General features: G+C 71.0%; 11 protein-coding genes. 9 read left to right on the forward strand and 2 right to left on the reverse strand.

What is annotated here, in order from left to right:
- Nucleotides 1-6 precede the first annotated feature (6 nt).
- The gene (locus AMK33_RS08415) at nt 7-399 is read right to left on the reverse strand and encodes a winged helix-turn-helix transcriptional regulator (protein ID WP_073932147.1); all 393 of its coding nucleotides are present in this window, start codon (nt 397-399) and stop codon (nt 7-9) included.
- Between the two features lie 136 nt (nt 400-535).
- On the opposite strand from AMK33_RS08415, the gene AMK33_RS08420 reads away from it, so the two are divergent.
- The 4 genes from AMK33_RS08420 (at nt 536) to hutH (ending at nt 5,898) form a co-directional block, all read left to right on the forward strand.
- Complete coding sequence (locus tag AMK33_RS08420) at nt 536-1,345, forward strand: enoyl-CoA hydratase/isomerase family protein (RefSeq protein ID WP_327378820.1); 810 nt, start codon at nt 536-538, stop codon at nt 1,343-1,345.
- 868 nt (nt 1,346-2,213) lie between these two features.
- Complete coding sequence (locus AMK33_RS08430; RefSeq protein ID WP_073932150.1) at nt 2,214-3,014, forward strand: enoyl-CoA hydratase/isomerase family protein; 801 nt, start codon at nt 2,214-2,216, stop codon at nt 3,012-3,014.
- Between the two features lie 67 nt (nt 3,015-3,081).
- Nucleotides 3,082-4,230 carry a GGDEF domain-containing protein gene (locus AMK33_RS08435; protein ID WP_073932151.1) on the forward strand — a complete coding sequence of 383 codons (1,149 nt, stop codon included), beginning with the start codon at nt 3,082-3,084 and terminating at the stop codon, nt 4,228-4,230.
- A 129-nt stretch (nt 4,231-4,359) separates the two neighbouring features.
- A complete protein-coding gene (gene hutH, locus AMK33_RS08440; RefSeq protein ID WP_073932152.1) occupies nt 4,360-5,898 on the forward strand; it encodes a histidine ammonia-lyase in 1,539 nt (512 codons plus the stop codon).
- Nucleotides 5,899-5,944: 46 nt separating this feature from the next.
- On the opposite strand, the gene AMK33_RS08445 is transcribed toward hutH, so the two are convergent.
- Nucleotides 5,945-6,259, reverse strand: a complete 315-nt coding sequence (locus AMK33_RS08445; RefSeq protein WP_201262987.1) for an LAETG motif-containing sortase-dependent surface protein — start codon at nt 6,257-6,259, stop codon at nt 5,945-5,947.
- A gap of 109 nt (nt 6,260-6,368) precedes the next feature.
- Between AMK33_RS08445 and AMK33_RS08450 the strand changes: the two genes are divergently transcribed.
- The 5 genes from AMK33_RS08450 (at nt 6,369) to AMK33_RS08470 (ending at nt 14,150) form a co-directional block, all read left to right on the forward strand.
- Nucleotides 6,369-6,725, forward strand: coding sequence for a hypothetical protein (locus AMK33_RS08450; protein WP_073932154.1), 357 nt, complete (start codon nt 6,369-6,371; stop codon nt 6,723-6,725).
- Nucleotides 6,726-6,964: 239 nt separating this feature from the next.
- Complete coding sequence (locus AMK33_RS08455) at nt 6,965-8,215, forward strand: L,D-transpeptidase (protein WP_073932155.1); 1,251 nt, start codon at nt 6,965-6,967, stop codon at nt 8,213-8,215.
- Between the two features lie 151 nt (nt 8,216-8,366).
- The gene (locus AMK33_RS08460) at nt 8,367-9,848 is read left to right on the forward strand and encodes an ABC transporter permease (RefSeq protein ID WP_073932156.1); all 1,482 of its coding nucleotides are present in this window, start codon (nt 8,367-8,369) and stop codon (nt 9,846-9,848) included.
- A 79-nt stretch (nt 9,849-9,927) separates the two neighbouring features.
- The gene (locus AMK33_RS08465) at nt 9,928-10,611 is read left to right on the forward strand and encodes an ABC transporter ATP-binding protein (protein WP_073932157.1); all 684 of its coding nucleotides are present in this window, start codon (nt 9,928-9,930) and stop codon (nt 10,609-10,611) included.
- Between the two features lie 209 nt (nt 10,612-10,820).
- The gene (locus AMK33_RS08470) at nt 10,821-14,150 is read left to right on the forward strand and encodes a S8 family peptidase (protein ID WP_235618019.1); all 3,330 of its coding nucleotides are present in this window, start codon (nt 10,821-10,823) and stop codon (nt 14,148-14,150) included.
- Nucleotides 14,151-14,192: the final 42 nt, after the last annotated feature.

Below are 14,192 nucleotides of genomic sequence, written 5' to 3' on the forward strand. Positions count from 1 at the left end.
ATCCCCTTATGCGTCAGTCCTGCTGTCGTACGCCCGTCGGCAGTTCTGGATTTCCTCGCCGTGCTCGACGGTCCAGCGGTAAAGGTGACCGAAAGGCTCGCGCAGGGACTCGCCCAGCGCCGTGAGCGAGTATTCGACGCCGACCGGTGAGGTCGGTAGTACTTTCCGCTGGATCATGCCGTTCCGCTCAAGACGGCGCAGTGTTTGGGTGAGGACGCGCTGCGTCACACCTTCCAGGCGGCGCTTCAGTTCATTGAACCGCATGGGCCGTTCCAGAAGCGCCATGACCATCATCGACCACTTGTCCGCTATCTGGTCGAGGATCGGCCGGCTGGGGCAGTCCGCCCGGAAAACGATGTGCGTTCCCGCGTCGACGCCGTACGGGTCGGTATCCCTCATGATCCTTGGTTCTCCCGAAGTGCGTTATTGACGGTCCCGGAGGCGTCGCCGACGGTAGGTATGCATCGCAAACCTACATGCCTGTCGGTAACTTACGGAGAGTCTCTTGAACGCCAATTCCTACTCGACTCTGCACGTGAGCATCGAAGACGGAGTCGCCCGGATCGTCCTCGACAACCCGCCGGTGAACCTGCTCGACGTGACGATGATGCGTGAGCTCCGCACGGTGCTGGACGCCTTGAGGGGTGACTCATCGGTCCGGGTGATCGTCTTCTCCAGCGCCGACCCGGAGTTCTTCCTCGCTCATGTGGACATGCGGATCGGGGAGAGGATGGACGTTCTGGAACAGCTCGCCGCGTCGGCGCCGGCGGACGTCAACGTGTTCCAGGCCGTGGGCGAGCTCCTCCGCCATCAGCCCCAGGTGACCATCGTGAAGCTCGCCGGGAAGGCCCGCGGAGGCGGGGCGGAATTCGTGGCCGCGGCGGACATGGCATTCGCCGCTGCCGGGACCGCCGGAATCGGCCAGATCGAAGCGCTCATGGGCATCGTCCCCGGTGGGGGTGGAACGCAGTACCTCCGTGACCGGGTGGGCCGCAATCGTGCGCTGGAGGTGGTGCTCACCGCAGATCTGTTCGATGCCGAGACCGCAGCGTCTTACGGCTGGATCAACCGGGCTCTGCCGGACGACCGGCTCGATGAATACGTCGACCGTATCGCCCGCAATATCGCTGCCCTGCCCGATGGCGTCATCGAAGCGGCCAAGCGCGCATTGCCCGCCGAGCACATCACGGACGGGCTCCTCCGCGAGGACGAGGCGTGGGCCGCTCAGATCGCTTTGCCCGCTGTGCGGCAGTTGATGGGCCGAGGACTGCGCGACGGGGCGCAGACGCCCACGGGCGAACGCGACCTCGAGGAGCTGATGCGCGGTGCCATGCTGCGCCGATGAGCCGGGAGCAGTGGTCGGCGCCGAGACAGCCGCGCGGGCCGGTGGCGCGATCCCGCAGGTCGTCTAACCCTGACCGCCGAGACCCAGGCCGCCGCCCACGCAGAGACCGATGATCGGTACGCACAGGCCGGGACGAGGGTTCGGGGCGGGGTCGTCCGGCTGTGGTGGCGTCGGGGCGTGGGGGGCTGGTGGGGGCGGACCCGGAGTGTCGCGTGGGGGCTGCTGGGGTGTGGGTGAGTGCGGTCGGCGGGTTGCCGGGGGCGGCCCGGTGGTGGGGGTGGTCGTTGCGTTCGGGACGGGTGTCCGGGCCGGGGACGATCGCTCGGGTGTTGTGAGCGGGGCCGGGTTCTTGCCGCCCAGGGCCGTGGGGGAGGACGGGCTTGCCTCGGGGGCGGGGGCGACGGTCTCGGGTGGGGTCGGGGAACCGGTGGGTGTGCCGATGTTCGTGTGAGGGGCGGGGCGGGGGCCCGCCTCCGTGCCGATGTCCGTGCCGCCGCCCTGGGTGGTGGCCAGGCGGGCCAGGGTCACGGCGCTCGCGGCCACGGCCAGGCTTCCCGCGGCCAGCAAGACCTTGCGGGGGCGGGGCTTGCGGTGGCGGCCCCGGAGGCGGGGGGTGCGTGCTGGTGGTTCACCGGTGGGTGCTGTCGGTGTCATTGCGATCCCCTCCCCTGCGTGCGCGCCCCGGCGCGTCGCGGTGTGCGCACGCTATGCACTCCTGTGCGGGGGCGGGCCGGAGTCGGGGCGATGTCACTCGAACGGGTGGGCGGGGGGTGGCAAGGGAACCGGGCGTGCGCCCTTTTCCCCGGTGGGCGTGGGCTGCGATGATCGGGGCGAGCGAAAGTTAACCCGCGTTAACCGGAGGATGTCGATGAGTGAGGAACGGTTCGGGGAGTTCGTGCTGGTGCGCCGGCATGAGCGGGGGCATGTCGCGGAGCTCGTCCTCGACCGGCCCAAGGCCATGAACGCCGTGTCGACCGGGATGGCCCGCTCCATCGCCGGTGCCTGTGCGGCGCTGGGGGAGGACCGGAGCGTACGGGTGGTGGTGCTGAGCTCCTCGCACGAGCGGGCGTTCTGTGTGGGGGCCGATCTGAAGGAGCGCAATTCCTTCAGTGACGCCGATCTGGTGCGGCAGCGGCCCGTGGCGCGCGGGGCGTACACCGGGGTGCTCGAACTGCCCGTGCCGACGGTGGCGGCGGTGCACGGGTTCGCGCTCGGCGGAGGGTTCGAGCTGGCCCTGTCGTGTGACGTGATCGTCGCCGACCGTACGGCGGTCGTGGGGCTGCCCGAGGTGTCGGTCGGGGTGATTCCGGGCGGGGGCGGTACGCAGTTGCTGCCCCGGCGGGTGGGGGCGGCCAGAGCCGCCGAGCTGATCTTCACGGCGCGGCGGGTGGAGGCCGCCGAGGCCCGGGAGCTGGGGCTGGTCGACGAGCTGGTGGAGGAGGGACGGGACCGGGAGGAGGCGCTCGCCATGGCGTCCCGGATCGCCGGGAACTCGCCGGTGGGGCTGCGGGCGGCCAAGCGGGCGCTGCGGCTCGGGCACGGGCTGGATCTGTCCGCCGGGCTGGAGGTCGAGGACGCCGCCTGGCGGTCGGTGGCGTTCTCGGGGGACCGGGCGGAGGGGGTCGCCGCCTTCAACGAGAAGCGCAGGCCGGAGTGGCCCGGGGAGTAGGGATCCGGTGAGCCCCGTTCGCTTCTTTAATGTCCCGGTTGGTCCTGAACCTTCCTAACCTGGAGAGATGGGTGAGGAGAGCCGGCTGGCGGCCGTGGTGGCGCTGGCCCAGGGCATGGCCGCCGCGCACGGTTCGCGGGACGCCTGGCGGGCCGCGGCCGGCGGGGCCTGCCGGGCGCTGGGCGGGAGCTTCGCCGCCCTGTCGGTGTGGGAGCGGGAGCTCGGGCGGCTGCGGGTCCTGGTGAACGTCGGCGAGCTGGCCGAGGGCGAGGAGGAGTTCCCGGAGAACGAGTCCTATCCGGTGCACCAGTTCGCCGAGATCACCGAGTTCCTGCACGAGCGGTGGGCGGGGGGCGGTGAGCCCGACGCGTGGGTGGAGACCGCCGAGGGGCCCTCGGCGGGGCGCGCCGGGTACTGCCATCAGCGGGTGGCCGCGCTCAGGCGGCGGGGGCGCGGGTGCTGTGTGGTGGCGCCGATCGTGCTGCACGGGCGGGCCTGGGGCGAGCTGTATGTGGCCCGGCCGGCCGGTGTGCCCGTCTTCGGGCGGGGCGACGCCGACTTCGCGACGGTCCTGGCCGCCGTCGTGGCCGCCGGGATCGCGCAGACCGAGCGGCTGGAGGAGGCCCGGCGGCTGGCGTACACGGACTCGCTGACCGGGCTGGCCAACCGGCGTGCCGTGGACGCGCGGCTCGACGAGGCCGTGGAGCGGCACCGGCGCGACGGGGCCGTCGTCAGCCTCGTGGTGTGCGATCTGAACGGGCTGAAGCGGGTCAACGACACGCTGGGGCATGCCGTGGGGGACCGGCTGCTGGAGCGGTTCGGGACCGTGCTGTCGCTGTGCGGGGCCATGCTGCCGGGGGCCCTGGCGGCGCGGCTCGGCGGGGACGAGTTCTGTCTGCTGGTGGTGGGACCGCCGGCCGACGAGGTCGTCAAGGCGGCCGACGAGGTGTGCCGGCGGGCCGTGGAGCTGGGGATCGGGGACGGTGTCGCGTGCGGGGTGGCGTCCACCGAGGATCCCGTCGGGCCGGTGCACTCCGCCCGGCGGCTGTTCCGGCTGGCCGACGCGGCGCAGTACCGGGCCAAGGCCGAGCGCGCCGCGCATCCCGTCGTCGCCGGACGGGAGGGGCCGGACGATCCCGTCGTACGGCTGGCGGACGAGCCGTCGCGGACGGCGGACGGGGAGCGGCGCCGGTTCCGGGGGAGGCATTCGCCGTAGCGCGTGGCCTGTCGGTGAGGCGCGTGACCCGCCGGCGTGAGCTGTCGCGCGTGACCTGTCGGTAAGGGGTGCAGCGGGAATCCGGTGGTGACATCATTGAATTCAGTGCGTACGCTCCTGAATATGGATATGCACACTGTGGTGGTGGGGACGTCCGGCGTGACCGCGTCCGACGTGCTCGCCGTGGCGCGCGGCGGTGCCCGCGTCGAACTGTCCGCGGAGGCGGTGGCCGCCCTCACCGCGTCCCGCGGGATCGTGGACGCCCTGGCCGCCAAGCCGGACCCCGTGTACGGGGTGAGCACCGGCTTCGGCGCCCTGGCGACCCGGCACATCAGCCCCGAGCTCCGTGCCCAGTTGCAGCGCAACATCGTCCGCTCGCACGCCGCCGGGATGGGGCCGCGCGTGGAGCGGGAGGTCGTGCGGGCGCTGATGTTCCTGCGGCTGAAGACCGTCTGCTCCGGACGCACCGGTGTCCGGCCCGAGGTCGCGCAGACGATGGCCGACGTGCTGAACGCCGGGATCACCCCGGTCGTGCACGAGTACGGCTCCCTCGGCTGCTCCGGCGACCTCGCCCCGCTGTCCCACTGCGCCCTCGCGCTGATGGGCGAGGGGGAGGCGGAGGGCCCCGACGGCAGCGTGCGGCCGGCCGGTGAACTGCTCGCCGAGCACGGCATCCAGCCCGTCGAACTGCGCGAGAAGGAAGGGCTCGCCCTCCTCAACGGCACCGACGGCATGCTCGGCATGCTGGTCATGGCCCTCGCCGACCTGGACCTCCTGTACAAGTCCGCCGACGTCACGGCCGCCCTGAGCCTGGAGGCGCTGCTCGGCACCGACAAGGTGCTCGCCCCCGAGCTGCACGCCATCCGCCCGCACCCCGGCCAGGCCGCCAGCGCCGCCAACATGCTGGCCGTACTCAAGGGTTCGGGGCTGACGGGGCATCACCAGGACGACGCGCCCCGCGTCCAGGACGCCTACTCGGTGCGCTGCGCCCCGCAGGTCGCCGGCGCCGGACGGGACACCCTGGCGCACGCCCGGCTGGTCGCCGAGCGCGAACTCGCGTCGGCCGTCGACAATCCGGTGGTGCTGCCCGACGGGCGGGTGGAGTCCAACGGCAACTTCCACGGGGCCCCGGTCGCCTACGTGCTGGACTTCCTCGCCATCGCCGTCGCCGACCTCGCCTCCATCGCCGAGCGCCGCACCGACCGGCTGCTGGACAAGAACCGCAGCCACGGGCTGCCGCCCTTCCTCGCCGACGACGCCGGCGTGGACTCCGGGCTGATGATCGCCCAGTACACGCAGGCCGCCCTGGTCAGCGAGCTGAAGCGGCTCGCCGTACCGGCGTCGGCGGACTCCATCCCGTCCTCCGCGATGCAGGAGGACCACGTCTCCATGGGCTGGTCGGCGGCGCGGAAACTGCGTACGGCCGTCGACAACCTCACCCGGGTCGTCGCCGTCGAGCTGTACGCCGCCACCCGGGCCGTGGAACTGCGCGAGGGGCTGACCCCGGCGCCGGCCACGAGGGCGGTCGTCACGGCCGTACGGGAGGCGGGTGTGGGCGGGCCCGGTGCGGACCGCTATCTCGCTCCCGACCTCGCGGCGGCGGACGCGTTCGTGCGGGACGGGCGGCTGGTCGCGGCCGTGGAGACGGTCACCGGACCGCTGAGCTGAACCGTCCGGGGCCCGGTGGCCGTTCCGCCGGGCCCCGGTGCATACGTCAGAGACCCAGCCGCTCCCGGCGCACCGAGTAGACGACGAAACCGGCGCCGAGGGCGAGGCAGGCCGTGCCGCCGGCGATGTACGGGGTGCTGTCGAAGCTGCCGGTGTCCGCGAGGCGGACGTCCTCGCCCCCGCCGCCGACGGACGTCGACACGACTCTCGCCTGCTGCGTGACCTGCGGAGACGGACTCGCCGAGACCGTGTCCGCCACCGGTGTGTTCGAGGTCGCGTTGGCGGACGGGACGAACCACAGGGCGCACAGCAGGGTGCCCGCGGCGGTGGCGGTCAGCAACGGACGGAGCGCGGAAGACACGGAATATCGATCCCCTTGTGGCGCTGGCGAATTGGCCGTGTGGGCAGATGTTAGTGAAAGTCGCGGGTCACAGGAAAGTCACGGGGGCCCGGGGCCGTACGCTCCGGGCATGAGCACCCCAGAGACATCACGGTTTGTACGGATTCGCGTGGAACTCGTCCTCGAAATCGACGACGAGGAGGCGGTGACCGGGGCCGCGCTGAGCAGGATCGCGGAGGACGGCGCCATGCCGGACGAGGAACGGGTACACGCCGAGAGCGCCGTGACGGAGGACACAGCGGAGGCCCTCGCCCAGCTCGTCGACCCGTTCGCCCTGCTCGGCGAAGTGCCGGGCGTGGAGCTGCTCCAGGCCTCCTGGAGCGGTGAGGAGATCGACTACGACCCCGACTCGCCGGAGTGGGACCTCGACGAGGACGATGACGACGGGCCCCACGACGACGAGGACGGGGCGGACCGGGCCGGCTGAGGCGTTTTGGGGAAATCGTGACCCCGGGCGGCAACCGCCACCGGGGTCCTGTCGTCTCAAGCGACGGAGCGCCGACCGGAAACCCTCGCCGCCCGTCGACGGACGTGGCGAGCCCCACACTCGCGGGCCGTGGGGAACGGGAGGGCGCGGTCGTAGCGTTGAAGGTTGTGGACGAGGTCCCTCACCTTCGCGGCGAGGCCTCGTGGGGTTGGGATTCGGCAACGATGGAGAAGCGTGTGATGACGGTCGGTAAGCGGCGCAGGGGTCTGGCGGCTGCGTCCGCCCTGCTCGGCGGAGTGCTGGTGCTCTCGGCGTGTTCCGGTGGTGACGACAGTGCCTCGGGCGACAGCGACAAGGGCGGTTCACAGGCCCAGGTCGACGAGGCGGCGGCGAAGAAGTCCTCCGAGGCGCAGATCGAGATCACGCCGAAGGACGGTTCCGACAACGCCTCCATCAACAACTCCGCCGCCGTGACCGTGGCCAAGGGCACGCTCACCGAGGTGAAGATGACCACCGGCGACGGCACCGCCGTCGCCGGTGAGATATCCGCCGACAAGAAGAGCTGGAAGCCCAGCGCCCAGCTCGAGCGCGCCACCACCTACAAGCTGTCGGTCGTCGCCGAGGACTCCGAGGGCCGCGCCGCCCACGAGAACGCCTCGTTCACCACGGTCGCCCCGGACAACAGCTTCATCGGCACCTTCACCCCGGACGACGGCACCACCGTCGGCGTCGGTATGCCGGTCTCGATCAAATTCGACAAGGCGATCACCAACAAGGCCGAGGTGCAGAAGGGCGTCACCGTCACCAGCAGCAGCGGCCAGGAGGTCGCCTGTCACTGGTTCAACGCCAACCGCATGGACTGCCGGCCCGACGAGTACTGGCAGGAGGAGTCCACCGTCACGCTGAAGCTGGCCCTCGACGGGGTCGAGGGCGCCGAGGGCGTCTACGGTGTCCAGCAGAAGACGGTCACCTTCAAGATCGGCCGCAACCAGGTGACGTACGTCGACGCCAAGACCAAGCAGATGAAGGTCACGCAGGACGGCAAGACCGTTCGCACCATCCCGATCTCCGCCGGGGCGCCCGAGACCAAGACCTACGAGGGTCAGATGGTGATCTCCGAGAAGTTCAAGGAGACCCGGATGAACGGCGCGACGGTCGGCTTCACCGACGCCGACGGCAAGGGCGAGTACGACATCGACGACGTGCCGCACGCCATGCGGCTGAGCACCTCCGGCACCTTCATCCACGGCAACTACTGGGGCGCCAAGTCCATCTTCGGCAGCGCCAACACCAGCCACGGCTGCGTGGGCCTGTCCGACACCAAGGGCGCGAACGACCCGAGCACGCCGGGCGCCTGGTTCTACGACAACTCGATCATCGGCGACGTGGTCGTCGTCCAGAACACCGGCGACAAGACCATCGCCCCGGACAACGGCCTCAACGGCTGGAACATGAGCTGGGAGCAGTGGAAGGCGGGCTCGGCGGTCTGACGCCGGCCGCGCACGCGGCGCCCCGTCCCACCACCTGACCGATGCCGCCGTCCGCCCCTCACGGGGAGCGGGCGGCGGCATCGGTCTTCTTCTCATGGGGCTCTTATGGAGCGCTTATCGCTTCATCACCCACCGTCCCTAGCTTGCGGCCATGTTCTTCACCTACCTGAGGCGCGAACTGCGCCGCCGCAGAAAGGCGGCCCTCGTCGTCGCCTCCGGGCTCGCGCTCGGCATCGCGCTGGTCATCGTGGTCAACTCCGTGTCCTCCGGCATGAGCAAGGCGCAGGAGAAGGTCCTGGAGTCCCTGTACGGGCTCGGCACGGACATGACGGTCACCAAGGCCGCGGAGGCCCAGTCCGGGACCAGCGGCGAACGCCCCCGGTTCCGGTTCGACGCCCAGGACGACGGCTCCGGCGAGGAGCAGAGCAGCGACCGCGTCATGGTGCAGGGCTTCCAGACCCTGGCGAGCTCCACCGTGACAGAGGTCGGCGAGCAGGACGGCGTCGCCGACGCGGTGGGCGGACTGAGCCTCCAAGTCATGAAGGTGAGCGGTGAGTTCACCCGGGGCCAGTTCCAGCAGGACGGCCAGGGCGGCCAGGGTGCTGAGGGCGGCCAGGGCGGTCCCGGTGGCGGCCAGTCCTCCCCGCAGGGCCGGGTCGAGGGCGGCGGCGCCGACTTCGACGTCAACAGCTACTCCGTCTACGGCACCGACGTCACCGAGCCCGCCCTCGGCCCGCTGACCTCCTCCGAGATCACCGACGGACGCACCTTCAAGACGACCGAGACCGATGCGAAGGTCGCCGTCGTCGACTCCGCCTACGCCAAGGAGAAGGAGCTCGAGACCGGTGACACCGTCACGGTCAAGGGCACCGAGTACAAGGTCATCGGCATCGCCACCGCCACCAGCGGGGACGCCGCGGCCAACCTCTACCTGCCGTTGAAGCAGGCGCAGGCCCTAGCCGACGCCAAGGACAAGGTCACCACGATCTACGTCCAGGCGACCGACTCCCAGCAGATCGACAGCGTCAAGTCCGGGATCCAGAAGAACATCTCCGGTACGACCGTCACGACCTCCGCCGACCTCGCGGACACCGTCTCCGGCTCCCTTTCCACCGCCTCCTCGCTCGCCGCCGGCGTCGGCAAGTGGCTGTCGGTCGTGGTGCTCGTGGCCGCGTTCCTCGTCGCCGGTCTGCTCACCTCCTCCGCCGTCTCCCGCCGGGTGCGCGAGTTCGGCACCCTCAAGGCGCTGGGCTGGAAGTCCGGCCGGGTGACCCGGCAGGTGGTCGGCGAGTCCATGGTCCAGGGCCTGATCGGCGGCGCCCTCGGCATCGCGCTCGGCCTGGCGGGCGCGTACGCCGTCACCGCCGTCAGCCCCACCCTGCAGGCCCAGCTCGGCGGCGGCAGCGGTGGCGGTGGCGGCATGGGCGGACCCGGCGGTGGCGGCGGCATGGGCGGCCCCGGCCGGCAGGCCGCCGCCAAGACCCTCGACGTCGCGCTCACCGCGCCGGTCAGCCTCACCACCCTCGCCCTCGCGGTCGGCCTCGCCGTGGCCGGCGGTCTCGTCGCCGGCGCCTTCGGCGGCTGGCGCGCCTCCCGGCTGCGGCCGGCCGACGCGCTCCGCCGCGTCGAGTAGCACCCACCCGGCACCGGCAACCGGGGCCCGCCCGCAGTGGACGGGCCCCCACCCCCGTACGCGATCCAGGAGCAGACCCATGTACGAACTCAGAGGCGTCACCCGGCGCTACACACGCGGCAAGGAGACCGTCAACGCCCTCGACGGAATCGACCTGACCATCCCCGACGGCGACCGGCTCGTCATCCAGGGCCCCACCGGCGGCGGCAAGTCCACGCTGCTGCAGATGCTCGGCGGCCTCGACCGGCCCACCTCCGGCGAGATCGTCCTCGACGGCACCGACCTGGCCAAGCTGCCCGAGGCCCGGCTCACCCGGGTCCGCAGCGAGAACATCGGCTTCGTCTTCCAGTCGTTCAACCTGATCCCCACGCTCACCGCGCAGGAGAACGTCGAGACCGCGCTCGTCCCGCTCGGCGTGAAGGCCAAGGAGCGCCGGGAGAAGGCCGCCGAGGCGCTGGCGTCGGTCGGTCTGGGCGAGCGGCTGGGCCATCTGCCCAGCGAGATGTCCGGCGGCCAGCAGCAGCGCGTGGCCATCGCGCGGGCGCTGGTGAAGGAGCCGAAGGTGCTGCTCGCCGACGAACCCACCGGAAACCTCGACGAGTCGATGCGCGACGAGATCATGGACGTACTCATCCGCATGTGGAAGGAGCTGGGGCTGACCTTCGTCATGGTCACCCACGACTCGGCCATCGCGAAGGCGGCCCCGCGCCTGGCGACGATCCGCAAGGGGCGGATCACCGTGAAGGAGAACACGAAAGCCTGACCGGAAGGGCGTCAACCGCGCGGTTGTGTAACGGAGTTCCGGCAGTGGCGTTACAGCCACCCGGCGACTTCCGCACCCTTCCCGGCGTCCCTTGAGGTGCTTGATCACCCCTCGGCATACTGCGAGATCCGGGGGGTGCGCGCATGCGTACGAGACCACCCCCGGCCGGGTGACACCGAGTTCACCCGGCGATCTCGCTAGGGGGAACCTTGCGCAGACAAGTGAAGAGGGCGTGCGCGGCCACGGTCGCCACGGCGACCGCCGTGGCGCTCGCGGCGGGCATGGCCGGCCCGGCGTCGGCCGACGGGGAGCGCACGACCGCCGCCTCCTCGACGGGGGCGTCCGCGGTGAAGTCCAAGCACCGGATCACGCTGATCACGGGGGACCGGGTCGCCGTGGACGCCAAGGGCCGCGTGGTCGGCCTGGAGCGGGCCGAGGGCCGGGAGCACATACCCGTGCAGGTCCGCCGCACCGGCGGACACACCCTCGTGCTGCCGGCCGACGCCGCCCGGCTGGTCGCGAGCGGCAAGCTGGACCAGCGGCTGTTCGACGTCACCGAACTGAACGGAGCCACGACCCGCGGCTCCCAGAAGCGGGGCCTGAAGGTCATCGTCGGCTACAAGGGCGGCGCACAGGCCGCCAAGGCCGACGTCCGTGACGCGGGCACGGTCCGCCGGACCCTGAAGTCCCTGAACGCGGACGCGGTGCAGACCCCGCACGAGGACACGCCCGAGCTGTGGGACGCCCTCACCGACGGCGACCGTACCGCCTCCGGCATCGCCCACGTCTGGCTCGACGGAGTCCGTAAGGCCTCCCTCGACACGTCGGTGGCGCAGATCGGCACCCCGAAGGCCTGGGCGGCCGGCTACGACGGCAAGGGCGTGAAGATCGCCGTCCTCGACACCGGCGTCGACGCCACCCACCCGGACCTCAAGGGCCAGGTGACCGCGTCCAAGAACTTCACCTCCGCGGACAGCGCCGGCGACAAGGTCGGCCACGGCACCCATGTCGCCTCCATCGCGGCCGGTACGGGCGCCCGGTCCAAGGGCAAGTACAAGGGTGTCGCGCCCGGCGCCACGATCCTCAACGGCAAGGTCCTCGACGACGCCGGCTTCGGTGACGACTCCGGCATCCTCGCCGGCATGGAGTGGGCGGCCGCGCAGGGCGCCGACATCGTCAACATGAGCCTGGGCGGCGGGGACACGCCCGAGGTGGATCCGCTGGAGGCGGCGGTCAACAAGCTCTCCGCCGAGAAGGGCGTTTTGTTCGCCATCGCGGCCGGCAACGAGGGCCCGCAGTCGATCGGTTCGCCCGGCAGCGCGGACGCCGCCCTCACCGTCGGCGCCGTCGACGACAAGGACGCGCTCGCCGACTTCTCCTCCACCGGCCCGCGCGTCGGCGACGGCGCCATCAAGCCGGACGTCACCGCTCCCGGCGTCGACATCACGGCCGCCTCGGCGAAGGGCAACGCCATCGCCGAGGAGGTCGGCGAGAAGCCGGCCGGGTACATGACCATCTCCGGTACGTCGATGGCGACCCCGCACGTCGCGGGCGCGGCGGCGATCCTCAAGCAGCAGCACCCCGAGTGGACCTCGGCGGAGCTGAAGGGCGCGCTCACCGGCTCCACCAAGGGCGGTAAGTACACGCCGTTCGAGCAGGGTTCGGGCCGCGTCCAGGTCGACCAGGCGGTCAAGCAGACCGTGATCGCCGACCCGGTGTCGCTGAGCTTCGGCGTCCAGCAGTGGCCGCACACCGACGACAAGCCCGTCACCAAGCAGCTCACCTACCGCAACCTCGGCACCCAGGACGTCACCCTCGAGCTGACGTCGACCGCCACGAACCCCAAGGGCAAGGCGGCCCCGGCCGGCTTCTTCACCCTGGGCGCCACGACGGTCACGGTCCCCGCGGGCGGCAAGGCCTCCGTGGACGTCACCGTCGACACGAAGCTCGGCGGCACGACCGACGGCGCGTACTCGGCGTACGTGGTCGCCACCGGCGGCGGGCAGACCGTACGCACGGCCGCCGCGGTGCAGCGCGAGGTCGAGTCGTACGACGTGACGCTGAAGTTCCTCGACCGCGCGGGCAAGCCGGCCGCCAACTACGTCGCCGGCCTGAACGGCGTCTCCGGCCTCGGCACCGACCGGTGGTACCAGCCCTACGACGCCGACGGCACCGTCACCGTCCGCGTACCCAGGGGCGGTTACGTCCTGGACACCAGCATCCTCGTCGGCTCCGACCCGGAGACGTACAAGGGCGCCGACTGGATCGCCCAGCCCAAGCTGGACGTCACCAAGAACACCACGATCACCCTGGACGCCCGCAAGGCCAAGCCGGTGAAGATCACCGTGCCGGCCAAGGGGGTCAAGCCGGAGTTCGCCTCCGCCGACTACACCGTCGAGACGAACGACTCCTCCTACGGCTTCGGCTGGTGGCTGGACTCGTACGACAACTTCCGCTCCGCCCACCTCGGCCCGCAGATCACCGACGGCTCGCTGAGCCAGCAGTGGGACGCCCACTTCAGCAAGGGCGCCAAGGAGCAGTACAGCACCGTCACCGGCGCCAAGGTGAAGAACCTCGCCACCGGATACACCCGGAACTACAAGGCCGGCGAACTCGCCACGGTAAAGGTCGGCATGGGCGCCGCGGCGAGCGGCAAGAAGGGCACCGTCAGCCCCGCGGGCTGGCTGCCCGGTGGCAGCGGAGCCTCCTCGTTCGGCAACGAGCAGAGCCTGCCCGGCACCCGCACGCTGCACCTTTCCACCGTGGCCGGGGTGAAGTGGGACCTCGACTTCGAGCAGATGGGCGGTGTCGACGCGGACGGCTGGCCCGTCTCCGAGGCCAGGTACGTCATCGGTTACGCGAAGGGCTACAAGGGCGGCAAGACGTACGCGGAGACCGTGAACACGGCCGTCTTCGGGCCGCGCCTCACCTCCGACTACGGCGTCTTCCGTGACGGCAACAGCATCTCCGGGCTGATCCCGCTGTTCGCCGACGGCAAGGGCCACGACGGCTCCTCGGTGTTCACCTCCGTCACCACCAGCCTCTACCGCAACGGCAAGAAGGTCGGCTCGAACGACGACCCGCTGTTCGGCGAGAAGGAGTTCAAGGTCCCGGCCGGGGACGCCTCCTACAAGCTGACCACCTCGGTCAAGCGCAGCGCCAAGGTCGCCGCCGCCTCCACGCGGATCGACGCGAGCTGGACCTTCCGCTCCAAGAAGACCGCCGAGCTCAAGCAGCTGCCCGCCTCCACGGTCCGCTTCCAGGCGGCCACGGGTCTGGACAGCAAGGTGACGGCCGGCAAGAAGGTCACGATCCCGGTCACCGTCGAGGGCGCCGCCAAGGGCAAGAACCTCAAGTCCCTGTCGGTGTACGTGTCGTACGACCACGGCAAGACCTGGAAGAAGACCACGGTCAAGAAGGGGAAGATCACCGTCAAGAACCCGGCGAAGGGGAAGGCCGTCTCCTTCCACGCCAAGATCGCCGACAAGAAGGGCAACACGTCGACGATCTCGATCTACAACGCGTACTACGGCAAGTAGTCCGTGAGCGGACGGCCCGCCGGAGGACTTCTCTTCCGGCGG

Origin of the sequence: Streptomyces sp. CB02400 (assembly GCF_001905725.1) — a bacterium.
Lineage (GTDB): Bacteria > Actinomycetota > Actinomycetes > Streptomycetales > Streptomycetaceae > Streptomyces > Streptomyces atrovirens.